At 62.5% G+C, this 23,441-nt stretch carries 25 protein-coding genes; 17 read left to right on the forward strand and 8 right to left on the reverse strand.

The genetic code is table 11. The annotated features are described in order from the left end of the window. Positions 1-46 precede the first annotated feature (46 nt). From HX814_RS13500 to msrA, 7 genes are all read left to right on the forward strand, one after another. Positions 47-1,012: an amino acid ABC transporter permease gene (locus tag HX814_RS13500; RefSeq protein ID WP_177008659.1), complete on the forward strand. Its 966-nt coding sequence runs from the start codon at positions 47-49 to the stop codon at positions 1,010-1,012. Positions 1,013-1,027: 15 nt separating this feature from the next. Next, entirely contained in the window at positions 1,028-1,792 is a 765-nt protein-coding gene (locus tag HX814_RS13505) for an amino acid ABC transporter ATP-binding protein (protein WP_023658742.1), read from the forward strand. A 74-nt stretch (positions 1,793-1,866) separates the two neighbouring features. Beyond that, positions 1,867-2,706 (forward strand): transporter substrate-binding domain-containing protein, encoded by an 840-nt coding sequence (locus HX814_RS13510; RefSeq protein WP_003215621.1) that lies wholly within the window; start codon positions 1,867-1,869, stop codon positions 2,704-2,706. 83 nt (positions 2,707-2,789) lie between these two features. Continuing rightward, positions 2,790-4,097 (forward strand): FAD-binding oxidoreductase, encoded by a 1,308-nt coding sequence (locus tag HX814_RS13515; RefSeq protein ID WP_177008660.1) that lies wholly within the window; start codon positions 2,790-2,792, stop codon positions 4,095-4,097. A gap of 27 nt (positions 4,098-4,124) precedes the next feature. After that, positions 4,125-4,595, forward strand: a complete 471-nt coding sequence (locus tag HX814_RS13520) for an Lrp/AsnC family transcriptional regulator (RefSeq protein ID WP_003215617.1) — start codon at positions 4,125-4,127, stop codon at positions 4,593-4,595. A gap of 201 nt (positions 4,596-4,796) precedes the next feature. Continuing rightward, positions 4,797-6,284, forward strand: a complete 1,488-nt coding sequence (locus HX814_RS13525) for an MFS transporter (RefSeq protein ID WP_177008661.1) — start codon at positions 4,797-4,799, stop codon at positions 6,282-6,284. Continuing rightward, positions 6,281-6,787, forward strand: coding sequence for a peptide-methionine (S)-S-oxide reductase MsrA (gene msrA, locus HX814_RS13530; RefSeq protein WP_003215613.1), 507 nt, complete (start codon positions 6,281-6,283; stop codon positions 6,785-6,787). The genes HX814_RS13525 and msrA overlap by 4 nt, the downstream gene beginning before the upstream one ends. A gap of 139 nt (positions 6,788-6,926) precedes the next feature. Here msrA and HX814_RS13535 read toward each other — a convergent pair whose 3' ends face one another. From HX814_RS13535 to HX814_RS13550, 4 genes are all read right to left on the reverse strand, one after another. Further along, positions 6,927-8,270 (reverse strand): cytochrome c, encoded by a 1,344-nt coding sequence (locus tag HX814_RS13535; protein WP_003215611.1) that lies wholly within the window; start codon positions 8,268-8,270, stop codon positions 6,927-6,929. A 17-nt stretch (positions 8,271-8,287) separates the two neighbouring features. Then, positions 8,288-10,540, reverse strand: a complete 2,253-nt coding sequence (locus HX814_RS13540; protein WP_177008662.1) for a molybdopterin cofactor-binding domain-containing protein — start codon at positions 10,538-10,540, stop codon at positions 8,288-8,290. Next, positions 10,540-10,995: a (2Fe-2S)-binding protein gene (locus tag HX814_RS13545; protein ID WP_008434715.1), complete on the reverse strand. Its 456-nt coding sequence runs from the start codon at positions 10,993-10,995 to the stop codon at positions 10,540-10,542. The genes HX814_RS13540 and HX814_RS13545 overlap by 1 nt, the downstream gene beginning before the upstream one ends. A 254-nt stretch (positions 10,996-11,249) precedes the next feature. Further along, positions 11,250-12,143, reverse strand: a complete 894-nt coding sequence (locus HX814_RS13550) for a LysR family transcriptional regulator (RefSeq protein ID WP_023658741.1) — start codon at positions 12,141-12,143, stop codon at positions 11,250-11,252. A gap of 94 nt (positions 12,144-12,237) precedes the next feature. Here HX814_RS13550 and HX814_RS13555 point away from each other — a divergent pair, with 94 nt between their 5' ends. The 6 genes from HX814_RS13555 to HX814_RS13580 all read left to right on the forward strand — a co-directional run bounded on the left by HX814_RS13555 (position 12,238) and on the right by HX814_RS13580 (position 17,746). Further along, entirely contained in the window at positions 12,238-13,422 is a 1,185-nt protein-coding gene (locus tag HX814_RS13555) for an MFS transporter (RefSeq protein ID WP_177008663.1), read from the forward strand. Positions 13,423-13,606: 184 nt separating this feature from the next. Next, a complete protein-coding gene (locus tag HX814_RS13560; protein WP_102368778.1) occupies positions 13,607-14,128 on the forward strand; it encodes a helix-turn-helix domain-containing protein in 522 nt (173 codons plus the stop codon). 22 nt (positions 14,129-14,150) lie between these two features. Then, positions 14,151-15,260, forward strand: a complete 1,110-nt coding sequence (locus HX814_RS13565) for an HlyD family secretion protein (RefSeq protein ID WP_087694676.1) — start codon at positions 14,151-14,153, stop codon at positions 15,258-15,260. After that, positions 15,257-16,822 (forward strand): DHA2 family efflux MFS transporter permease subunit, encoded by a 1,566-nt coding sequence (locus tag HX814_RS13570; protein ID WP_134326310.1) that lies wholly within the window; start codon positions 15,257-15,259, stop codon positions 16,820-16,822. The genes HX814_RS13565 and HX814_RS13570 overlap by 4 nt, the downstream gene beginning before the upstream one ends. Before the next feature lie 188 nt (positions 16,823-17,010). Continuing rightward, the gene (locus HX814_RS13575; RefSeq protein ID WP_177008664.1) at positions 17,011-17,328 is read left to right on the forward strand and encodes a type II toxin-antitoxin system RelE/ParE family toxin; all 318 of its coding nucleotides are present in this window, start codon (positions 17,011-17,013) and stop codon (positions 17,326-17,328) included. A 1-nt stretch (position 17,329) separates the two neighbouring features. After that, entirely contained in the window at positions 17,330-17,746 is a 417-nt protein-coding gene (locus HX814_RS13580; RefSeq protein ID WP_008434724.1) for an addiction module antidote protein, read from the forward strand. Between the two features lie 62 nt (positions 17,747-17,808). Here HX814_RS13580 and HX814_RS13585 read toward each other — a convergent pair whose 3' ends face one another. After that, on the reverse strand, positions 17,809-18,339 hold the full coding sequence (locus HX814_RS13585; RefSeq protein WP_102605919.1) for a hypothetical protein: 531 nt from the start codon (positions 18,337-18,339) through the stop codon (positions 17,809-17,811). 46 nt (positions 18,340-18,385) lie between these two features. Next, positions 18,386-18,547: a DUF2986 domain-containing protein gene (locus HX814_RS13590; RefSeq protein ID WP_008434728.1), complete on the reverse strand. Its 162-nt coding sequence runs from the start codon at positions 18,545-18,547 to the stop codon at positions 18,386-18,388. Positions 18,548-18,692: 145 nt separating this feature from the next. On the opposite strand from HX814_RS13590, the gene HX814_RS13595 reads away from it, so the two are divergent. Together HX814_RS13595 and HX814_RS13600 are read left to right on the forward strand one after the other, a co-directional pair. Next, entirely contained in the window at positions 18,693-19,319 is a 627-nt protein-coding gene (locus HX814_RS13595) for a glutathione S-transferase family protein (protein ID WP_102368774.1), read from the forward strand. A 95-nt stretch (positions 19,320-19,414) separates the two neighbouring features. After that, the gene (locus tag HX814_RS13600; RefSeq protein WP_003215595.1) at positions 19,415-20,041 is read left to right on the forward strand and encodes a LysE family translocator; all 627 of its coding nucleotides are present in this window, start codon (positions 19,415-19,417) and stop codon (positions 20,039-20,041) included. On the opposite strand, the gene HX814_RS13605 is transcribed toward HX814_RS13600, so the two are convergent. After that, complete coding sequence (locus HX814_RS13605) at positions 20,038-20,901, reverse strand: sensor domain-containing diguanylate cyclase (protein WP_087694680.1); 864 nt, start codon at positions 20,899-20,901, stop codon at positions 20,038-20,040. The genes HX814_RS13600 and HX814_RS13605 overlap by 4 nt on opposite strands. Positions 20,902-21,210: 309 nt before the next feature. Here HX814_RS13605 and HX814_RS13610 point away from each other — a divergent pair, with 309 nt between their 5' ends. After that, complete coding sequence (locus HX814_RS13610) at positions 21,211-21,783, forward strand: helix-turn-helix domain-containing protein (protein WP_177008665.1); 573 nt, start codon at positions 21,211-21,213, stop codon at positions 21,781-21,783. Positions 21,784-21,800: 17 nt separating this feature from the next. Here HX814_RS13610 and HX814_RS13615 read toward each other — a convergent pair whose 3' ends face one another. Next, positions 21,801-22,409: a LysE family translocator gene (locus HX814_RS13615; protein WP_003215589.1), complete on the reverse strand. Its 609-nt coding sequence runs from the start codon at positions 22,407-22,409 to the stop codon at positions 21,801-21,803. A gap of 114 nt (positions 22,410-22,523) precedes the next feature. Here HX814_RS13615 and HX814_RS13620 point away from each other — a divergent pair, with 114 nt between their 5' ends. Beyond that, entirely contained in the window at positions 22,524-23,387 is an 864-nt protein-coding gene (locus HX814_RS13620; protein ID WP_102368769.1) for a LysR family transcriptional regulator, read from the forward strand. The last annotated feature ends 54 nt before the right edge of the window (positions 23,388-23,441 follow it).

Genomic DNA, 23,441 nt, shown 5'->3' on the forward strand with positions numbered 1-23,441 from the left:
AATGGGCTTACAACAATAAAGGGGCTCACCCCGGGGCGTGTAAGCCATGTACAGAGACCATATCGTCAAGACCCGCATAACGGACAGCGCGGTATTCATGGGCGCGGTGGCCGTGGTGATTTTCATCATCACGCTCGCCTGCGGCGTCGGTGAAGGCCGCCTCTCCCACTTGATGGGCCCCATCGTTCTCGACCTGAAGGCACCACTGGCACGAGATATTGCAGTGGGCGGCACGTTCACCCTGACGGTGGTGCTGAACCTGTTCATCCTTGGCCGCTTTCCCTTGCGCGCGCAGATCATCACGGTCTGGTGCGAGTTGCTGGTGCTGTTCCTGTTGTTCTTCGACACCTTCAACCTTTCCTACAGTTTCATCGCGACCAAAATCGGCTTCATGATCACCCAGGGGGTGTTCACGACCGTCTACGTGTCGGCGATTTCGATTGCGATTGCGTTCGTCCTGGCGCTGCTGGGCGCCACCGCGCGCTTGTCTTCCAACGGCTTCGCGATTGCGATTGCGAGCTTCTACACCTCGTTTTTCCGCGGCGTTCCGCTGCTGATCCAGATCTATCTGATTTACCTGGGCATCCCTCAACTGGGCTATGTCGTCGGCGCGGTTCCAGCCGGGATCCTGGCGCTCTCGCTGTGTTATGGCGCCTACATGACGGAGATCTTCCGCGCCGGTATCAGCAGCATCTCGCGGGGCCAGTGGGAAGCCTCGCGGGCGATTGGCCTGAACCCGTTCCAGACGATGACCCGGGTGATTCTCCCGCAGTCCATGCGCCTGATCATTCCGCCAACGGGCAACCAGTTCATCTCGATGCTCAAGGACAGTTCGCTGGTGTCGGTGATCGGCGTCTGGGAGCTGATGTTCCTGGCACGAACCCAGGGACGCGCCGAGTTCCGGCACCTGGAAATGCTGATCACCGCCGCCGTGCTGTATTGGCTGCTGTCGATCGTGCTGGAAACCGTCCAGGCCCGCCTGGAAAAGCACTTCAACCGCGCCCATCGCTGAACCAGGAGCATGACGATGAATCAGCCCTCAATAGTCCCTGCTCCATACCCTGCAATATCGATCCAGGACATGCATAAATGGTATGGCGATTTTTATGTGCTCAAGGGCATCGACCTGCACATTGCCAGCGGTGAAATCGTGGTGGTCTGCGGGCCGTCGGGCTCCGGCAAGTCCACGTTGATTCGCTGCCTGAACCTGCTGGAAGACTTCCAGAAAGGCCACGTGTTCATCGAGGGCACCGAGTTGACCCGTGATGCCGCCTGCGTGGCGGGCATACGGCGCCAGGTCGGCATGGTGTTCCAGCAGTTCAACCTGTTCCCGCACATGACGGTGCTGGAGAACCTCATGGTGGGACCGCGTCTGGTGAGCAAGCTCAGCGAGCCCCAGGCCCGCGAACTGGCCTATGAATACCTGGATCGGGTGCGCATCGGGAACCAGGCCGACAAATACCCCAGCCAGCTCTCGGGCGGCCAGCAGCAGCGCGTCGCCATTGCCCGGGCCTTGTGCATGCGCCCGCGCATCATGCTGTTCGACGAGCCCACGTCGGCCCTTGACCCCGAGATGGTCAAGGAAGTGCTGGACGTGATGGGCGAACTGGCCCAGGACGGCATCACCATGGTCTGCGTCACCCACGAGATGGGATTCGCCCGGCGGGTGGCCGACCGGATCATCTTCATGGACCAGGGCTGCATCATCGAGCAAGCCAAACCCACCGAGTTTTTTGACAACCCGCAGCACGAGCGTGCCCGGGAATTCCTGTCGCAGATTCTCAGCCACTGAGCAGCACCGTCGAACCTTGCGAAGTCACCGATAAAAACAACAGGCACCGCACTCAAGATACTGGAGGCTTACCCATGATCTCGTTCACTCGCTTCTTCACCGCAGCCGCTGTCGCCACCGCCCTCACCAGCCTCACAGGCGCGGCCTGGGCGGGCTCGACCCTCGACCGCATCCATGAAACCAAGGTGATCAAGGTGGCCACCTCGGCCAACTGGCCACCGCAATCGTTCCTGGGCCCGGACAATAAGCTGCAAGGCTTCGATATCGACGTCGCCAGCGAAATCGGCAAACGCCTGGGCAGCAAAGTCGACTTCGTGACGCCCGAATACGGGATCATCACCGCCGGGCGCTGGTCGAGCCGCTGGGACCTGTCGGTCGGCTCCATGACGCCTACCACCGAGCGCACCCGGGTGCTCGACTTCCCCGCGATCTACTACTACACCCCGTATGTATTCGCGGTGCACAAGGACGCGGCCGAGACCAAAGTGGCGGACCTGAACGGCAAGATCATCGGCGTCGAAGCCGGTACGACTTCGGAGGACTATATCAACCGCCGCCTCAAGATCGACGCCGCCGACGTGCCGCCGTTCACTTACGAAGTCACCCCCGGCGAGGTTCGCACGTACGGCGACAGCATGGGCCCGCTGGATGACCTGCGCATGGGAGACGGGGTGCGGCTGAACGCAACCCTGTCCGCCCTGCCCACCATCGTCGCCGCCGTCAAGAATGGCTACCCCATCGTCAGGGTGGAAGGCAAACCCGCCTACTACGAACCCCTGGCCATCGCCGTGGACAAAGGCGATGAGGCGTTCAACAGCGCGCTGACCAAGATCGTCGCCGACATGAAAGCCGATGGCACGCTCAAGCAATTGTCAGAGAAATGGTACGGCGCCGACCTCACCCAGGTGCAGTAAAAACCCCCACAGGCCGTACAGGCGCCCCGTCCCCGACGCGGCGCGCTGTATGCCTGCGCCGCGAAAAAAGGACGACCGACTTCATGTACACCTATAACAACAATTACTACACCGCCACGATGCGCGACACGACTGAACGCCAGGCGCTGTGTGGCAACGCCCAGGCCGATGTGTGCGTGATCGGCGCCGGGCTGGCGGGGCTGAGCACGGCGTGGGAGCTGGTCTCCCGCGGGCAGTCGGTGGTGCTGCTGGATGCCGGTCGCGTGGCCTGGGGAGCGTCGGGGCGCAACGGTGGCTTCGTGCTCCAGGGCTGGTCCGAAGGGTTGGCCGCCATCGAGCGACGCTGCGGCAAACCGACGGCCGCCGCGCTGTTCAAACTGTCGCTTGAGGGCGTCGAAATTGTTCGCGGCATGATCGCCGGTCATCAGTTGCCCGGCTGCACGCCAACCCCGGGGAAACTGAGTGTGGTGCGCTACGAAGATGGCGACAACCTGCAGCGCGTGCGGGACAAAATGGCCGCGGATTTCGACTTTCACCTCGACTACCTGGATCGCCAGGCGGTGCGCGAAAAGCTCAAGACCGAGCGGTATTTCCAGGCGCTGCGCGACAACCATGGCTTTCACTTCCACCCCTTGAACTATTGCCTCGGCCTGGCCCGACTGATCGAGCAAAGTGGTGGCAAAATCCATGAACGCTCGCCCATGACCGCCGTCGAAAGCCGCAACGGGCGACACCGGGTCATCACCGATCAGGGCACTGTCGATTGTGCCCACGTGGTGTACTGCTGCGGCGGCTATGGGGGGCCTGAGTTCGGCAAATTACGCCGCGCCTTCCTGCCGATCGCGACCTATGCAGTGCTGACCGAGCACCTGGGCGATCGCCTGGCCGAGGCGGTCTGTACCTCCGATGCCGTGGGCGATAACCGCCGGGCCTCGGACTATTACCGCATCGTCGAGGGCGACCGCCTGCTCTGGGGCGGCCGCATTACCACGCGCAACCTGCAGGATGAGAAACGCCTGGGGCAATTGCTGACGCAGGATATCCTCGACGTTTATCCGCAATTGCGCGGCATCAGGATCGACAAGGCCTGGTCCGGGTTGATGGGTTATGCGCGGCACAAGATGCCGCACATTGGCCCGCTGGGGCAGGGATTGTGGGCGTGTACATCATTTGGTGGCCATGGTATGAACACCGCGCCGATCGGCGCACGCGTCATCGCCGAGGCGATCTGCGGCGAAACCGATCGCTACCGCCTGTTCGATGCCTACGGCCTGGAATGGAATGGCGGCCCCCTGGGCCCGGCGGCCGCACAAACGGTTTACGCCGGCCTGAAAATGATGGATATGTTTCAGGAAAAGCGCTCGCAACACAGGGCGACTCATAAAAACTGAACCCCAGCGAGGGTCAAGGACGTGTCCATGGATACGCAGAATCCCGGTCCACTGTTTAACCTCACCGACAAGGACAGGCAATTGCTTGGCCTGCTGCAAGCCAACGCACGCGAACCCACCGCGTCATTGGCCCGCAAGCTCGGGGTCTCGCGCTCTGCGGTGCAGGAGCGGATTACCCGCCTGGAAAAGGCCGGCGTCATCACCGGCTACAGCGTGCGCATCGACCAGGACCGGCTTCAGCAGACGGTGACCTGCTTTACCATGACCTCCTGCACCAACAAGAGCTACACCGATGTGATGACCTCGCTGCGCAGGATGGAAGCGGTGCAGGCCGTTTACGCGGTCTCGGGAGAGTCCGATTTCATCATTCACCTGGCCACCGCCACCCTGAGCGAACTCAATGCCGAGCTCATCAGGATCAACATGATCAAAGGGGTGGCGCACACCGCTTCGCATATCGTGATGGAAACCAAGTTCAGCCGGAAACTGATGGTGTGAAGTGCTGCCGGCCGTGGGAAACCGCGCGTCTCACGCTCCGCCTCGACTGCCATAGCGACTCAGCCACCTGACAAGTCATTCCTTGCAAAATAATTCGCCTCAACGCAATATTAAAAGCAATTGCTTGGTTAATTACCTCAAGCCTGACGCTTATGCCCTTCGCCGGCTTCCATACCGCGAACGCATTACAAGGAATCGTTGATGCAAACCCAAGACAGCAGTTGGGGCGAGTTGCTTAGCGGCAAGAACGCCACGCGCTCCATTGCCCTTTCAGGCGGCATCGCGCTGTATGCCACCAACACCTATATCGCCACCACCATCCTGCCGTCGGTGGTGGCCGAAATCGGCGGCCTGGCGCTTTATGCGTGGAGCACCACACTGTACGTGGTGGCCTCGATCCTCGGTTCCGCCCTCACCTCCAAGCTGTTGCAACGCACCGGTCCACGGCTGGCGTATGCGCTGGCCACACTGGTGTTCATGGTAGGCGTGCTGATCTGTGCCCTGGCGCCGAACATGCCGGTGATGCTCGCGGGGCGCTCCATCCAGGGGTTGGGCGGCGGGGTCTTGCTGGCCCTGTGTTACTCGATGATCCAACTGGTGTTCGAAGAGCGCCTGTGGCCGCGCGCAATGGCACTGGTGTCGGGGATGTGGGGCGTGGCGACGCTCGTCGGGCCGGCGGTGGGTGGTGTGTTTGCCGAGATGGACGCGTGGCGCCTGGCCTTCGGCTCGATGGTGCCGGTGAGCCTGGCGTACATGGTACTCACCAGCCGCGCCCTGCCCCCACGCGACACCACGGCGGCCGCTACCACCCGCTTGCCGGTGCCGCAACTGGTGCTGCTGGCGGGCGCGGTGCTGGCGGTGTGTGCCGGCAGCGTCTCGGCGCTGCCGAGCTGGAACCTGTTGGGTATCGCCACCTGCGTCGTGCTGGTGGTGCTGTTGATCCGCAAGGAGTCCAGCGCCACCGTGCGTCTTTTGCCCCGGGATGCATTGAAGTTCAGCACCCCGCTCTGCGCGCTTTATGCGACCACCTGCCTGTTGGTGATCGGCATGAGCAGCGAGATCTTCATGCCGTACTTTCTGCAGCACTTGCATGGCCAGTCGCCGCTGATCGCCGGTTACATGGCCGCGCTGATGGCGGCCGGCTGGACGGTCTCGGAAATCATCAGCTCCGGCTGGACCGGCCGCGGTCCACATCGCGCCATCATCGCGGGGCCGCTGTTTATCGTGGCGGGCTTGATGATGCTGGCGATCACTACGCCCATCGCCAGCCAGGGCGAATGGACATTGCTGGCCCCTATCTGCCTGGGGCTGTTCCTGGTGGGGTTCGGCATCGGCCTGGGTTGGCCGCACCTGCTGACGCGCATCCTGCAAGTGGCTTCAGAACAGGACAAGGACACGGCCGCTTCGTCGATCACCACCCTGCAACTGTTCGCCATGGCCATGGGCGCCGCGCTGGCGGGGGTGATCTCGAACATGGCGGGCATCAATGAAGTGGCCGGCAATGGCGGCATCGCCCATGCCGCGCGCTGGCTGTTCGCGCTGTTTACCCTGGCACCCGTGTTGGCGCTGTTGATGGCGCTGCGGGCAACGCGGACGAAGCCGATCGAAGGCGCGCCCCTCGACCTTGGAATCGTCCAACCTGCCCCCATAACTAGCGAGGTATCCAACAAGGGGAAGCACAGACCATGACCAACCCGACCGAAACCGCCCTGCTCGCCGGCGGCTGCTTCTGGGGCATGCAAGACCTGCTGCGCCGCTACCCCGGCGTGCTGCACACGCGGGTCGGCTACACCGGCGGCGATGTGCCGAATGCCACGTATCGCAACCACGGCAACCATGCCGAAGCCATCGAGATCGTCTTCGACCCGACGGTGATCACTTACCGGCAGATCCTCGAGTTCTTTTTTCAGATCCACGACCCCAGCACGCCCAACCGCCAGGGCAACGACCTGGGCCCCAGCTACCGTTCGGCGATTTATTACCTGAGCGAACAGCAACGCGACATCGCTGAAGACACCGCCGCCGACGTCGACGCCTCAAAACTGTGGCCGGGCCGTGTCGTCACCGAGATCGAACCGGCGGGGCCGTTCTGGGAGGCGGAGCCGGAGCATCAGGATTACCTGGAGCGGATTCCGAATGGCTACACCTGCCACTTCATCCGACCCAACTGGAAACTGCCGAAACGCGGTTAAACATGTGGGAGCGGGCTTGCTCGCGAAGGCGGTGTGTCAGTCAGCAAGTTCTTCACTGACCCACCGCTTTCGCGAGCAAGCCCGCTCCCACATAAAGCAGTTCCTACACAAAGCGCCTCCCTCACAAGGCGCATTTCCCTCAGCGCATTTGCAGAATGATCGGGCTACTGCTCGCCGGGCCCGTGTGCTCACGCAACTTGCCCACCGCCTTGGCATCCACCGCCCCACCCTGATTGCCCCAAGTGCCGCGCACAAACGTCAGCACTTCAGCAATCTCCTGGTCCGACAACTGCTCACGGAACGCCGGCATGCGATAAGCGTCCGCCACGTTGGCCGCCACTACGCGCTGCGAGCCATTGAGGGTGATGTTGATCGCCGAGGCGTCCTCCTTGGCCAGTGCGGAGGTGGCGCCGGCCAGCGGCGGCATCCAGTCCGGTTGCCCTTTGCCTTCCAGCCCGTGGCACGAGGCGCAGCGGGTCACATAGGTATGCGCACCCGGCGCATCCAGGCGTTGCGCAGCCGACACCGCCTGATACTGCCAGGCCGCACCGTCGCGCTGCTCGTCGCCCGGCAATGACCGCAGATAGCGTGCAATCGCCGCCAGGTCATCGTCGCTCATGAACTGCGTGGAGTTGTTGAACGCCTCGGTCATCGAGCCATAAACCACCGCATGTTTGTTGCGACCGGTCTTGAGGAACTGCACCACTTCCGGCTCGCTCCAGCGCCCCAGGCCGGTGTTGGGATCATCCCGCAGGCTCGGTGCGTACCAGCCGTCGAGCAAGCCACCGGCCAGGTACGGCTTGCCACTTTCATCCAGTGCCTTCTCGTTGAAGGCCAGGCCCCGTGGCGTATGGCAACTGCCGCAATGCCCCGGGCCCTGCACGATGTAGGCGCCCCGGTTCCACAGTTCATCCTTCCCGGCCTTCGCGACATACGGCTTGCTGTCGGTAAACACGCCATTCCACAGCGCGATCGGCCATCGCATATTCAATGGCCACGGGATCGAACTCTTGATATTGGCCTGCTGCACCGGCGCCACGCCCTTCATGAAGAACGCGTACAGGGCGCGCACATCATCATCGCTGAGCTTGGCATAGGACGGATACGGCATCGCCGGATACAGGCGGCGCCCACCCGGCGCGACACCCTGGCGCACCGCGCGGTCGAAGTCGGCGAGGCTGTAGCTGCCAATACCGGTTTCCGGGTCTGGCGTGACGTTGGTGGCGTGGATCGCCCCCAGCGGCGTGGCCATTTCCAGGCCACCGGCAAAGGGCTTGCCGTTGGGCACGCTGTGGCACGCCACACAGTCGCTGAGCCGGGCGACATACTCGCCTCGGGCGACCAGCGCCGGGTCCGTGGCGACGGGCTCGGCCCCCAGCGGCGAGACAGGCTCGCGGGTGACATACCAGGCCAGCAGGCCTGCGGCGACCAGGCACGGCAGCGCCAGCCAGCCAACGGTTCTTGCGAATCGACGGTTGTTCATAAGTGCTCAGGCCCCGGTCAGGTGAAGGAGTGGCGGCTTAACGGCATGCTGCGAACGCGCTGCCCGGTCAACGCCGCGACGGCGTTGGCCACGGCAGGCGCCACGGCGGGCAGCGGCGGTTCGCCAATACCGCCCATTTTTTCCCCGCTCTCGATCACGCGCACGTGCACCCGGGCCATCCGCGAAGGCGGCAGCACCGGGTACAAATCGTAGTTACGCGCCCGAGGCAAGCCGTCCACATACACCGCTTCCTCCAACAGCACCTGGGACAAGCCCAGCGACACTGCCCCATTCACCTGCGCCTCGACAATCGCCGGGTTGACGATGCTGCCCGGGTCGATTGCCTGCCAGATGTCGTGCACCTTGACCTGGCCGTTCTCGATCGACACCTCGGCAATCACCGCCGTCTGGGTGCCGAACGGTGACGCCATCGCCACCCCGCGTGCGCGCTTGCTGCCGTCCTCGGCAACAAACGGCCCACGTTTCCAGCCACCCGACAACTCGCCCACCGCCTTCAGCAGGGTGGTCAGCCGCTGGTTATCCCGCAACAGATGCAGGCGCAACTCGAACGGGTCCTTGCCACCCTTGTCGGCCAGTTCATCCAGGAAGGATTCGTAGAAAAAGTCATTCAGCGAATTGCCCACCGAACGCCAGTAGCCCAGCATCACCGGGCCCTTCACATAGATCTGCGCGATACGCTTGTTGGGAATCGCATAGGACTTGCCGGACAGTCCCTCAAGGGCCGTCGGGTCGAGCTTCTCGCCCTGCTTGCCCGCCAGGGCCTCGGTCGGTCCCTCCGTGGCGCTCACCGCTTCAATCGCCACCGGCCAGCCGTCGCTGTCCAGCGCCCCACGGAAATTCACCGCTGCGACCGGGCGCAGCACATCCCGCAGGAATTCTTCTTCGCGGCTCCAGATCAACTTCACCGGGCGCCCCACCGCCTTGGCCAACTCGATGGCCTGCGGGTAAGGACTGGCCGAGTCATACAGGAAGTGCCGCCCGAAAAAACCACCCAACAACGGCGAATGCAGGGTAATCCGCTCCGGGGCCAGGCCGGTGCGCTTGGCGATATCGGCCAGGAACATGTCCTGCGCCTGATTCGGCAGCCAGATCTCCAGCGAACCGTCAGGGTTGAAGCGCGCCAGCGCCGAAGGCGGCTCCAACTGGGCATGGTGCAGGTACTGGTTGTGGTAAGTGGCCTCGACCTTGGTCTTGGCATTGGCCAGCGTGCCGGCCACGTCGCCCTCGTTCTCATCATCACGGGCCGGGCCGGTTTCTGCGGCCAGGCGCTTGAAATGCTCGTCGCTGGAAAAGTCCTTCGGCATCCCGCGCACCTTGGAATCAGCCGTCGGCTCCAGCCAGTCGACCTGAATCGACTCCACCGCACGCTTGGCATGCCACCAACGCTCGGCCACCACCGCCACCGCACCGGGCAGGCGATGCACCGAATGCACGCCCGGCATGGCCTTGACCTGGTCTTCGTTGCGCAGGCTGCCCACGGTCATGCCGAGCCGGGGCGCATGCTGCACGGCGGCATGGAGCATGCCGTCGACCTTCATATCTATGCTGTACAGCGCCTTGCCGGTGGACTTGTCATACGCATCGAGACGCTTCACCGGCTTGCCGATCCAACGGAACTGGCTTGGGTCGCGCAGCTTCACACTGGCCACATCCGGTACCGGCAGGTCCATCGCCCGCCCGGCCAATTCGCCATACGCAAGGGAACGCCCGGACGCCGCGTGTACGACCTTGCCCGGCTCGGTCGACAGCTCGCTCACCGGTACCTTCAGCGCCTGCGCCCCGGCCTCCAGCAACATCGCCCGGGCCAGCGCACCCAGCCGGCGCATCGTGGGGTAACTCATCCGCACCGACATACTGCCGCCAGTGATGCGCATGCCGTTCTCCATCACCACAAAGGCTTCACCGGGCGGGGCACACTCAACCAGGAACGTGGCCGGGTCGGCGTCCAACTCCTCGCCGACAATCTGCGCCATCGCGGTGAACGTGCCCTGGCCGCCTTCGATAAACGGGCTGAGCAAACGAATCGTGTTGTCCGGGCGAATCTCCAGGAAGGCCGGCACCTGCGTACCGCGTTCGGCCGTGGCCGCAGCGGTGGCCGCCTGCACTCGGCCAGACCCCAGCGGCAGGCCAAAACCAATCACCAGCGCGCCCACGGCCGTACTGGCCAGGAAACGACGGCGGGACAGGTTCACCGGGTCAGTCAGCGCCGCGACCAAGGGCAGCGCAGTGGGATCAATGCGAATGTTCATCAGGCCTCTCCCTTCTGCGCAAGGTCATGCACGGCGGCATGAATGGCGTTATAGGTGCCACAGCGACAGAGGTTGACCATGGCGGCCTCGATCTGCGCATCACTGGGCTTGGGCGTGTGCTTGAGCAGCGCGGTGGCCGCCATTACCTGGCCGGATTGGCAGTAGCCGCATTGGGCGACCTGGTATTCGACCCAGGTGGCAACGACCCGCTTGCCGACGTCATCGGACTCGATGGCTTCGATGGTGGTGATTTCGCGGCCGACCACGCCGGAAACGGGCGTGACGCAGGAACGCACGACATTGCCGTCCACAAGCACCGAACACGCACCGCATTGCGCCAGGCCGCAGCCGTATTTGGTGCCGGTCATGTCCAGGTTGTCGCGGATGACCCAGAGCAGGGGCGTGTCGGGTTCGGCGTCGACTTGGTGGGTCTGCTGGTTAATTCGTAATTCCATGGCTCACCCGCTGATCATCGGTTGGTGTTGCATTTTTTTTAGTATTTTTAGACGGCAAGACGGGGCCTCGCCGCTGGGCATCGATGGCCCGTCTGGTTCGCGCGCGCGTGGTTTGACTAGTCTAGCGGGCGATGGGAATGACTTTAGACCCTGGTTCATCAAGGCGCTATGCAGGGGTGGGCAAGATCGCAGGATTAGGCAAGTATTCAAGAGGATTGCGTCAGGGGGGGAGCGGCCTGTGGTGTCAGTGGCGGTCACGCCGGGTGGTGTTCCACCAGAAAGTCGACAAATGCCCTGACCCGCGCAGGCATCGCCGCGCCGCCGACGAACACCGCGTGAATCGGCTCCTGGTCTCCGGGGTTGTACGCTTCAAGCAACGGCACCAGATCACCGCTGGCCAGGTCATCTGCCACGCTGAATGCGCCAATGCGCGCGATGCCGGCACCCAGCTTGGCCAACTGGGACAATACCTCCCCGCTGTTACCCTCGATCGTACCCGACACCTGCAGCGAAAAATCGCGCCCGTCCACGCGAAACGGCCAGTCGGGCGCTGCCCGGCGGAAGTTGAAACGCAGGCAGTTGTGGTTGAGCAAATCCTGCGGCACCTGCGGTGTGCCATGACGCGCCAGGTAGTCCGGGGAAGCGACTATGACCTCGCCGATGGAGCCGATAAGGCGAGCGGTCAAGGGGCTGTCGGCCAATTGACCGAAGCGGATTGCAACGTCCGCTTGCCCGCCCAGGATATCCACCACCTCATCCTCCAGCCGCAACTCAACCACGATGGCCGGGTAGCGCGCGCTGAACGCGGCAACCAGCGGCACGATCGACAGCCGCCCGTGTGCGAGCGCCGCGCTGACCCTCAGCCGCCCCCGTGGCGCGCCCTGGTCGGTGATCGCATCCTCGACTTCGGCCATGTCCGCCAGGATCCGCCGGGCGCCGCGCAAATACGCTTCGCCTTCGGCCGTGAGCGTGATCGCCCGGGTGGTGCGCAGCAGCAGGCGGGTGCCTATGCGCCCCTCGATGCGGGTGATGATGCGGCTGATGGATGACGGCGTGAGGCCCAGCACCCGAGCCGCCCCCGAGAGGCTGCCCTGCTCCGCGACCATGGCGAACACCGCCATCTCCCCCGACCGACCGCCTATGTCCACTTGTGATCTCCACGCAAAGCTGTAGTGCCCCGCCGAGGGCTACCGCCTGAAAAGTCGTGATTGTAGCATTTGATACAAAGATGAGGAGTCACCTATGCGTATCAACCCACCCCTTGTAGCACTGTCCATCGGCGCCTTCGGCATCGGGGTCACCGAGTTTGCCCCCATGGGCATGTTGCCCGGGATCGCCGCCGACCTCGGTGTTTCCATTCCCGCCGCCGGGCTGCTGGTCAGCGCCTATGCCATGGGCGTGCTGATCGGCGCCCCGATCATGACCCTCGCGACAGCCAGGGTGGCGCGCCGTTATCTGCTGGTGGGCCTGATGGCCATTTTCACCCTGGGTAATCTGCTGTCCGCCCTGGCCACCGACTACCAGACCCTGATGGTCGCCCGGTTGGTGACATCGCTGAATCACGGGGCATTCTTCGGCATCGGCTCCATCGTGGCAGCGAGTGTGGTGGCGCCCGACAAACGCGCGGGGGCCGTCGCCGCGATGTTCCTCGGGCTGACCCTGGCGACCATCGGTGGCGTGCCCCTGGCAACCTGGTTCGGCGAGAACTTCGGCTGGCGTACGGCGTTCTGGGGCATCAGCGGGCTCGGGGCGTTCGTGATGGTGGCCCTGTGGTGGGCGCTACCGAGTACGCCCGCTCCAAAAGGGGGAAGCCTGATGGCCGAAATCCGCGTACTGGGCCGCGGGCCGGTACTGGCAGCGCTGGCGTTGACCGTGGTGGGGTCCAGCGCCATGTTCACGGTGTTTACCTATATCGCGCCGATTCTGCGGGATGTCACCCACGCCTCGACCAACTTCGTCACCGCAATGCTCGTGCTGTTCGGGATCGGCCTGACCCTCGGCAACGTCTGGGGCGGCAAGTCTGCGGACCGTTCGGTGGACCGCACCCTGATAACGTCGCTCGTGGTCCTGATTGCCGTGCTGCTGGCCTTCTCTGTGCTCATGCAATGGCCGCTGCCCGCCGCCTTGTCGATCCTGCTGTGGGGCGCCGCCAGCTTTGCGCTGGTACCTCCCCTGCAGATGCGCGTGATGGAAGCCGCCAAGGATGCACCCAACCTGGCCTCGGCGATGAACATCGGTGCGTTCAACTTCGGTAACGCCATTGGCGCGGCGCTGGGGGGAGCAGTGATCAACGCAGGGCTGGGCTACCCGGCCATTTCGCTGGCTGGCGCGATCATGGCGGCCCTGGGTTTGCTGATGGTGCTAGGCCTTGGCTGGCGCTCGCGGCGCGCAGGTTCACGTATCTGCCAGGAACCGGCGCAGGCATAAAGACAGCCGCGCTTAAACGCCCCCCTACACCCTCCCCTCTGAAAAGCCCCGAATCCCGGGGCTTTTTTGCGTCTGCCTGGCCGCCATCCATCGCTGCAAAAAATTTCAACTAGTGACTTTCATTATGAAATCCACTGTGCAATATTACTTGCGTAATATTTAGCAACAGTTCCAGGAGTCCCTCATGAAGAAAGCCAGCTTCCAACCCATGTCCTGCCCGGTCGCCCGTGCCCTGGAGCACATCGGTGATGGTTGGAGCCTGTTGATCCTGCGTGATGCGTTCTACGGGCTGCGCCGTTTCGACGAGTTCCTGCAGAGCCTCGGGATCGCCTCGAACACCCTGACCCGCCGCCTGAATGCGTTGGTGGCCGGCGGCTTGCTGGAACGGCGCCCGTACCAGGACAACCCGCCGCGCCATGAGTACCACCTCACCGAAGCGGGCCGGGACTTGCGCCAGGTCATCCTCACGCTGATGGCCTGGGGCGCGCGGCATGCCGAGGGCTCGACCAAGGTGTTTCTCGCCGATGAGGCCACCGGGCGCCCGGTGGTGCTGGCGTTGATGGATGCCAACACCGGCAACCCCATCACCCGTGCGGGCCACCGCGTACATGTCAGCGCCGATGCCGAACCGCTGACCCTGTGGCGCGCACGAACCGGCCGGGCCTACGCCGAAAAAGACCAGTTGGTCAGCCCCTTCCCCCACTAATACTCAACGAGGTCATTTCGTCATGGACGCTCCAGTCAGCGCTGTGCCCGAACCCACCCAACCATCCCGGCGCAAACAGGTTTTACGCCTGGGGCTGCTGACCCTGGCCGTGGCGGGCGGCGTGTGGTACGCCAGTCACTGGTGGCTGGTCAGCCGGTTTATCGAAGACACCGACGACGCCTATGTCGGGGCGGATGTGACGGTGATCAGCGCCAAAGTGCCGGGCTATATCAGCGAAGTGACGGTGCAGGACAACCAGTTCGTACGGGCCGGCGACGTGCTGGCGCGCATCGATGTGCGCGACTACCGCACGGCCCTGGCCAAGGCCGACGGCGCCGTGGCCGCGCAACAGGCCTCGCTCGCCAACCTCGACGCCACCGAACAACTGCAACTGGCGGTGATCAACCAGGCCAAGGCGCAGATCGACGCCACCGATGCCGAAGCACAACGGGCCGGCGACGATCAAACGCGTTACCAGAACCTGGTGCGCAGCCAGGCCGTATCGGTCGAAAGCGCACAGCGGGTCAGCGCCGTATGGAAGACCGCCCGCGCCGACCACTCCCGAGCGCAAGCCGGGCTGATGGCGGCGCGTCGGCAAATCGACGTGATTGAAACCCAGCGCGACCAGGCCCGCGCAGCGCTGCAACAGGCCCAAGCCGAACGCGACCAGGCGCAGTTGAACATCAGCTACACCGAACTGCGGGCCCCAGTGGACGGCTACGTGGGCAATCGCCGCGCCCGGGTCGGTGCCTACGCCGCGGCCGGCAGCCAACTGATCTCGGTGGTGCCCGCGAAAGGATTGTGGGTGGATGCCAACTTCAAGGAAGACCAATTGGGGCGCCTGCAGGTCGGGCAAAGCGTGAGCATCCGCGCCGACATCCTCCCCGGCCGTGAATTCCACGGGCACATCGAGAGCCTGGCCCCTGCCACCGGGGCGCAATTCAGTGTGCTGCCGCCGGAAAACGCCACCGGCAACTTCACCAAGATCGTGCAGCGAGTGCCGGTGCGCGTGCGCCTCGACAGCAATGACGCCGACTTCGGCGCCCTGCGCCCGGGCCTGTCGGTGATGGCGAAGGTCAACACCGATGAGGCGTTCGAGGACCAGGCCAGCGCCCTCAAGGCCCAGCTATGAACAGCCCGTTGCCCGCCCTCAGCACCGCACAAAAGGTCGCGGCCTTCGCCACCATGTGCGTGGGCATGTTCATCGCCTTGATCGACATCCAGATCGTCTCCGCCTCCCTCAAGGACATCGGCGGCGGGTTGTCTGCCGGCGCGGACGATACGGCGTGGGTGCAGACCGCCTACCTGATCGCGGAAATCATCGTGATCCCCATGTCAGGCTGGCTCTCCCGGGTGATGAGCACGCGCTGGCTGTTCGCGGCGTCGGCGGCCGGGTTCACCTTGACCAGCCTGCTGTGCGCGATGGCCTGGAACATCCAGAGCATGATCGCGTTTCGCGCCTTGCAGGGGTTCCTGGGGGGCTCGATGATTCCGTTGGTGTTCACCACCGCGTTCATGTACTTCAACGGCAAGCAGCGGGTGATCGCCGCCTCCACCATCGGCGCCATCGCGTCCCTGGCCCCCACATTGGGCCCGGCCGTGGGCGGTTGGATCACCGACATCTCCTCCTGGCATTGGCTGTTCTACATCAACCTGCTGCCCGGCCTCTTCGTGACCTTTGCGGTGCCGATGCTGGTCAAGGTCGACCGCCCCAACCCGTCATTGCTCAAGGGCGCCGACTATATTGGCATGGCGTTGATGGCGGTGTTTCTCGGCTGCCTGGAATACACCCTCGAAGAAGGCCCGCGCTGGAACTGGTTCAGCGACAGCACCATCTCGACCACTGCCTGGATAGCCGCCATCAGCGGCGGGCTGTTTATCTGGCGTTGCCTGGAGATCAAGGAGCCGATCGTCGACCTGCGCGCGCTTCGGGACAGGAACTTCGCCCTGGGCTGCCTGTTTTCATTTATCACCGGCATCGGCATTTTCGCCACCATCTACCTCACGCCGCTGTTTCTCGGGCGGGTGCGCGGGTACGGCTCGCTGGATATCGGCCTGGCCGTGTTTTCCACGGGGGTGTTCCAGTTGCTGGCGATCCCGGTGTACGCCTTGCTGGCCAATCGTTTCGACCTGCGCTGGATCCTGATGTTCGGGTTATCGCTGTTCGCCCTGTCGATGTGGGACTTCTCCCCCATCACCCATGACTGGGGCGCCAAGGAGCTGCTGCTGCCCCAGGCCATACGCGGGTTTGCTCAACAAATGGCAGTGCCGCCGGTGGTCACCCTGACCCTCGGCGCACTGGCCCCCGACCGCCTGAAGCTCGCCTCGGGCCTGTTCAACCTGATGCGCAACCTCGGCGGCGCCATCGGCATCGCCGCCTGCGCCACGGTGCTCAATGACCGCACCAACCTGCACTTCTTGCGCTTGGCGGAACACCTGAACATCCGGAACGAATCGATGAATGTGTGGCTTGACCAGCTTTCCGGGAATGCCCAGTTGCTGGGGCAAAACAGCCTGGATTCGAGCCAGTTCGCGCTGAGTCAGCTGTGGGCGCTGACCTGGCGCGAGGCGCAAACGCTGACCTATGCGGACGCATTCCTGATGATCATGGTGTGCTTCGTCGTCGCCGTGTTGCTGGTGCCGTTGATGCGCAAGGTGCAACCGCCGAAGCAGCCGACGGCGGATGCGCATTAGAGAGGACTTGTCACAACGTTTGAGGCTGTGAGTACAGCACCCGGCTCCATTGCCTACAGTCGCGTCGGAATTTGCCAGCTTGTGCATCTGGGAGGCACCTCTCTAAGGTTGCCCAGGCGCTGAATACCCCTTTACCTGTACTCAACCTCGCGTCGACAAGATGTAGCCATCTAGCTACAAATGGAACTATGATCAACAAGAAAAAAATATACGAGATCCACCAAACACCCGAGTTCGAGAGCTGGCTTAAACGTATGAAGGACATTCAGGGAAAAGCGGCAATTCTGACCCGACTGGATCGTGCCGGAGCGGGCAACTTTGGTGATTGCGAATCGGTTGGCGATGGGATGAGCGAAATGCGTGTTTTTGTTGGCCCGGGCTACAGAATTTACTATGTGCGCTCGGGAATCGCAGAGTACTTGATGCTCAGCGGGAGCGATAAAACGGATCAAAAACGGGGCATACAAAAAGCTAAAGCAATACTCGCTGGCCTGAGAGGTAAATGATATGAGCGATAAATTCAATCCCGAGGAGATGCCAATCCTCAGCCTCGACACGACGGGTACGACTCATTACGAAGCCTCGCGCTTTCTCGATAGCCCGGAAGCAATGGCGGCCTATTTGGCTGAAAGTCTGAAAACCGGTGATACCGAGGGCCTTATTCATGCGTTGGCCGAGGTCGCAAAAGCCAAAGGCGTAAATAAGGTCGCCAAGGATGCGGGGGTCAATCGTGAAAGCCTTTATAAGGTGCTGAAAGCCGGCTCGAAAACGCGATTTGAGACCATAAGGAAGCTGATGACCGCAATCGGTGTCGAACTCACCGTACAACCGGTAACAGCGCTGGCTGTCACTTCAAAACCCGTTGATCCAAGGGCTGGCAAGCCCGTTTCAGCCGCCAAGCCTGCAGCGAAGACGCGCTCGTGATCATCACTGTGTGTTTTGTTGTGGCCGTGTTGCTGGTGCCGTTGATGCGCATTGAGTCGCCGTCAGACAGTGAGGTACTGGATCACCTCGCCCATCGCGTCAATATCGGGAGCATCGCTCACTGCTGCTTCCGAGTTGCACCATGGGTAACTCAGACCTGACACCCACTTCATGACGCTCCCCAAATCCGCAGCGGGCAGCGTCTTCATATGCTCGATAGTGATGGTGAGCTTTTCAACAAGCCCCGACTCAACACTGAACTGCCACTCATACACCCCACACCCAACCCGGGCTTCGCCGGAGTTTTTGTCGGACATCCCCACCAGCCATTTGCACTGATAGGTTTTGGCCCCCGCTTCGGGTGGCTGCCCCAGGCAAAACGTATAGACGTTTTCAAAGGTCTGCCCGAACCGCCTCACCAGCACATCGCCGATGCCGCCCACCCCTTCGACGTGGGGCGGAAACGAGATGGACCCGGTGCGCACCACCATGTCCAGGATTGCCTCGGGAACAAACGCCCGGCTGAGCAAATGCGGGCGGTTGCCGTCCTTGGCGAGTATGTAGTGCTGAATCGCGAGTTGAGCAGTGTTCATGGTTTTTCCGTCGATTCCCTATCAGGTAATGCTTAGGCCTTCTGGATCAGCTCTCAGAGGTAACAACAGGCTCATCACCGGACTCGGCAGCCAGCTTCAATCGGTCTGCTTTGCTGATGTATTTATCCTTTTTGGCCGGTGCCAATTTGGCGCTGGCCTTTTTGGCCTTGGCCTTGAACAGCTGCTGTAGTTTTTTTTGACGATTCATGTTTTCTATCCGGTGTGTAATCAGTGCTTGCCGGCGTGATTATCCATCTTTCATGCCTTTATCGAAGCAGATTTAATTCACGGCACTCCACAGCGCCACCGCGGTCTGTCCCTATACGCCTCTATTCTCGCCCAGCGGAGCCACCATGATCATCGTCCACCACCTCAACAACTCCCGTTCGCAACGCATCCTGTGGCTGCTCGAAGAACTCGGCCTGCCCTACGAGCTCAAGCGCTACCAGCGCGACCCGAAAACCAACCTCGCGCCCCCTGAACTCAAGGCGATCAATGCCCTGGGCAAATCACCGGTGATTCAAGACGGTCCCCACGTGGTGATCGAGTCCGGCGCCATCATCGACTACCTGATTCGCCGCCATGGTAACGGCCGCCTGCAACCGGATCCGGCCACTGCCACCTATGACGAATACGTGCAATGGCTGCACTTCGCCGAAGGTTCGGCCATGCTGCCACTGATGCTCAACCTGTACGTCGGGCGCCTGGGTGACGCGGGTGCGCCGTTGCATCCGCGTATCGAATCCGAGGTGGCGAACTACCTGGGTTATCTGGACAACGCACTGGGGCTCACGCCGTACCTGGTGGGTGACGAATTGACCGGCGCGGATATCCAGATGAGCTTCATCGGCGAAATCGCCCGGGCTCAGGGCAAGCTGCAGGCCTACCCGAATGTGGCGGCGTGGGTGCAACGCTTTCAGGAACGGCCGGCGTATCGCAAGGCGCTGGAACAGGGTGGCGCATACGCGTTCGCGAAGTAAAAGGCCAGGCGGTTCCGGCGGGTGTTCATCTGTATTGCGTTAATCCCCGGGATGAGGATTACTGTAGGACGCATCCGGCATTGAGATAACACAGCATGTTCGAACTCGCCCCCATCCTGACGTATGTCGCCGTGGTCATCGGCCTTTTCCTGATTCCCGGCCCAGCCGTGCTGCTGGTGATCACCCGCACCCTCCAGGGTGGGCGCAAGGTCGGGATTGCCACCGGGCTGGGGGTGGCCTCGGGCGACCTGATCCATACGCTGTGCGCGGCGCTCGGCCTGTCGGCCATCCTGATGACCTCGGCCGTGGCGTTTAACGTGGTCAAAATCGTCGGTGCCTGCTACCTGATCTACCTGGGCATACGTGCGTTTATGGCCAAGCCTGGCGCCACCACGCGCAAAGACCTGCCCACCGTGACCTCGACCCAGGCGTATTTCCAGGCGGTGGGTGCCGAAGTGCTGAACCCGAAAACCGCGATTTTCTTCCTGGCCTTCCTGCCGCAGTTTATTCACCCGGAATCGGGTTCTTCCCTGGCGCAGTTCGCGGTGTTGGGGTTGATCTTCTCGGGGCTCAGTGCGATGTACACCACGCTGATTTCGCTGGCGATTCGTCCGTTGAGCCAATGGATGGTGGGCCTTTCAAGGCTGCGCCGTTGGGAGGGAAAGATCATTGGGACGTTGTTCATGGGATTGGGGCTGAAGATTGCTTTCCAGCAGCGTTAATCGGTTGCAAACCGCTGCCTTTTAACCCGGTACATCTCACCATCCGCGTGGCTGAGCAGGCTGTCGGCATCTGCCCCATCCGCCGGGTAAAACGCTACGCCGATACTGCAGGACGGCATCTTGACCGCGCCAAACTCAGCGCTCAGGGGCTGGGTCATCACCGCAACTATCTGCTGCACTTTGGCCGACACGGCTTCCGGTGACTGAATATCCGTCAGCAGCACGGTGAATTCATCCCCGCCCATCCGGGCCACCAGGTCGCTCTCACGCACACACCCTTCCAACCGTCGTGCAATCACGCAAAGCACGCGGTCGCCCACGGCATGCCCGTACACATCATTGATGGCCTTGAAGTCATTCACGTCCAGAAACAGCAAGGCCAGAGGACTTTTGTGGTGGTGAGCGGCTTGCAGGGCCTCGTCCAACCGGTCATTGAACAGCGAGCGATTGGTGAGGGCCGTCAACGGGTCGTGATGGGCGAGGAAACGCAGCTCCTCTTCCGCCTGCGTCAGGGCGGTTACGTCCCGCGCAACACCGATCCGCGCCCCCACTTCCTCGGACCAGAAGGCCGCCCACAGAATGTGCACCACACTGCCATCCTTGCGGATATAGCGGTTGCGGAAGTCGACGTGGGGCTTGCCATTCATGACCCGCACAATCGACGCCCGGGTGCGGGCCAGGTCTTCAGGGTGCATGTAGTGGGTGATCAGGGTGCCGGTCAGCTCCTCGGCGCGGTACCCCAGCAGCGCTTCGCAGGCATCACTCACAAACACGATCTGGTTTTCACTGTCGACCACGAACACCGTATCCAGCATCAAGTGGATCAGTTTGGGATAGAGGGCTTGCAGGTCAACGGGCATAGGTCTGGGGAGCGTCTGGTTCGGATTGGGCGATCATAGCCCGATCCCGAAGGATGGCGAAAAGGAATCATAGCGGCCCGCAGAATAGCCCCCGGCAATGTTGCTGCGCCAACTGCGTCGCCACCAGCAGGCTGCGCCACCCTTCAAGGTCGTAGGAGAGCGCCCGCCAGAGCAGCCACGGCCAATGGTCGCAGAGGTGGAACACGCACCAGATCATTCGACACTCGGTTTTTATAATGAACGAATGATTGCTATGCTGAACACCCGGCGACAAAGCGTCAACCCATTTATGGATGATTTGAAGAACAAATGACCGACATAACGAACAATCTCAATCCAAGCCGAATCGACCTGCTGGCCCTGTCGATCAAGCGTGAACGCCAGGCTGCGGGGCTTTCATTGACTGAACTGGCAAAACGCGCAGGCGTGGCGAAGTCGACCTTGTCCCAGCTGGAGTCCGGCATCGGCAACCCCAGCATCGAGACCCTGTGGTCGTTGGCCACGGCGATGGGCTTGCAGGTGACCCGGTTCTTCGAACAACCCCAGCAACACCTGCGGGTAATTCGCGCCAACGAGGGCCTGACCACCTATACCGAAACCGGCCACTACGCGGCCACATTGCTTGCGGATTGCCCGACGGGCGTGCGTCGCGATATCTACCGGCTAAAGGTACAGCCGGGCGACGCGCGCCTGTCGCAGCCCCACCCTGCCGGCACCGTCGAGCACGTGCTGCTGTGCAGCGGCAGCGCGAATATCGGCCCGGCCGGTGCGCCTGTGCTGCTGCACGCCGGCGACTACATCAGCTACCTGGCGAATGCGCCCCATGTGTTCGAAGCACTTGAGGCGGATACCACGGCGGTGATGGTGATCGAACATCCCTAAGCCGCGGGGATGTGCCCTCAGGCATGGATAGGCAGGGCCAACCCGAACAGCACAAAAAACCCGCCGCAGACTTTATTGAATCGGCGCCCGGTTCGCGCCAGCCAGGGCCGTACCCGGTGCGCGGCGCTGGCCACCAGGTACTCGACGATGAACTCCACCACGGCGTAGGTCAGGGCGATGGTGAGCGTCTGCGCAACGATGCTCCGGTGCGGGTCCAGGAACGGTGGAATAAACGCGGTGAACAGCAGCAAGGCCTTGGGGTTCGAGATCGCCGATACCAGCCCCTGGCGGAACAGCGGCCAGCTCCGCGAGCTGGTGGTGCCGGTCGCCTCAAGGCTGACCGGTGCCGCCCGCCACAGCCCGAAGCCCAGCCAGATCAGGTACAGCCCACCCGCCACCTTCAAGGCCGTGAACAAACTGGCCGATGCCTGGATCAGCGCACCCAACCCCAACGCACACAGCGCCAGCACAATCGCAAAACCGAGCACGCCGCCGCTGATGGTGAACAGCGTTTTGCGGCTGCCGTGAAGCGCACCGTGGGTCAGCGCCAATAACGCATTGGGCCCTGGCACCACCGAGATGCCGAAGCAGGTAACCAGGTAAAGCAACCAGGTATCAAAGGGCATGGATCCGATCCAGAAGATGTTGGTTCAAGGCAGAATGTTGCGGGTGAACAAGCGACCATGAAAAGCGCATAATTCAGGCCTTAGCCATTCGATTAACGAATAGAGGTAAGCGCGATGCCCGCCAGCGATTTGCAACTCGATTGGCTCAAATGCTTTGTGGCCGTGGTGGATGCCGGCTCGTTGTCTGGCGCCGCCCACGAGGTCAACCGCTCGCAGTCCGCCGTCAGCATGCAGATGAAGAAACTCGAAGCCGCCCTTGGACGACAGCTCTTGAGTCGCGGCCCGAGGCATCTGCAACTGACTGCCGATGGCCAGACGCTGCTGAGCTACGCCCGGCGCATGCTCGCCCTGCACGCTGAGACCCAGGCGGCGTTTCACGGTGAAGAGCTGACCGGGCGCATCCGCCTTGGCGTTGCCGAAGACTACGCGGCCCGGTACCTCACGCCGCTGCTCAAACGCTATTCGCCGCGCTACGCCGGTGTGGAAATCGAACTGACCTGTGAACAGTCGACCACGCTGATCCCGCAGTTGCGCAGCGGCGATCTTGACCTGGCGCTGGTGTCTCGGGACTCGCCCCAAAGCGGCACATTCCTGTTCAAGGAGCCCATGGTATGGGTAGGTTCACCGCAGTTCGAACTGTGGCGGCGCGACCCGATCCCCATCGCCGTCTACGAAAGCGCAAGCCTCGCCCGGCGGTATGCGGTGAACGCACTCACCCAGCAAGGCCGCGAGTTCAAGGTGGTGTACAACAGCTCCAGCCTTGCCGGCCAGGTGGCCGCCGTCGAGGGCGGGCTCGCGATTGCCGCGATTACCCAATGCACCGTGCAGGATTCGCTTCAGGTACTCGGTGACGAGCACGGTTTGGGCAGCATTGAGCCCATGGAGGTTGCGATTCTGCGTAGCCGGGCGTCCCGCGGTTCCAAGGCAGTCAATAGCCTGCATGCGTTCATCATCCGTACGCTGAGGGCTCAGCCTTAGTGGGCAGAGCGTTTCGGCACAATCATCGAGCGCTTCGGCGCAGTGCCGTGCCTA

Origin of the sequence: Pseudomonas sp. C8002 (assembly GCF_013385765.1) — a bacterium.
Lineage (GTDB): Bacteria > Pseudomonadota > Gammaproteobacteria > Pseudomonadales > Pseudomonadaceae > Aquipseudomonas.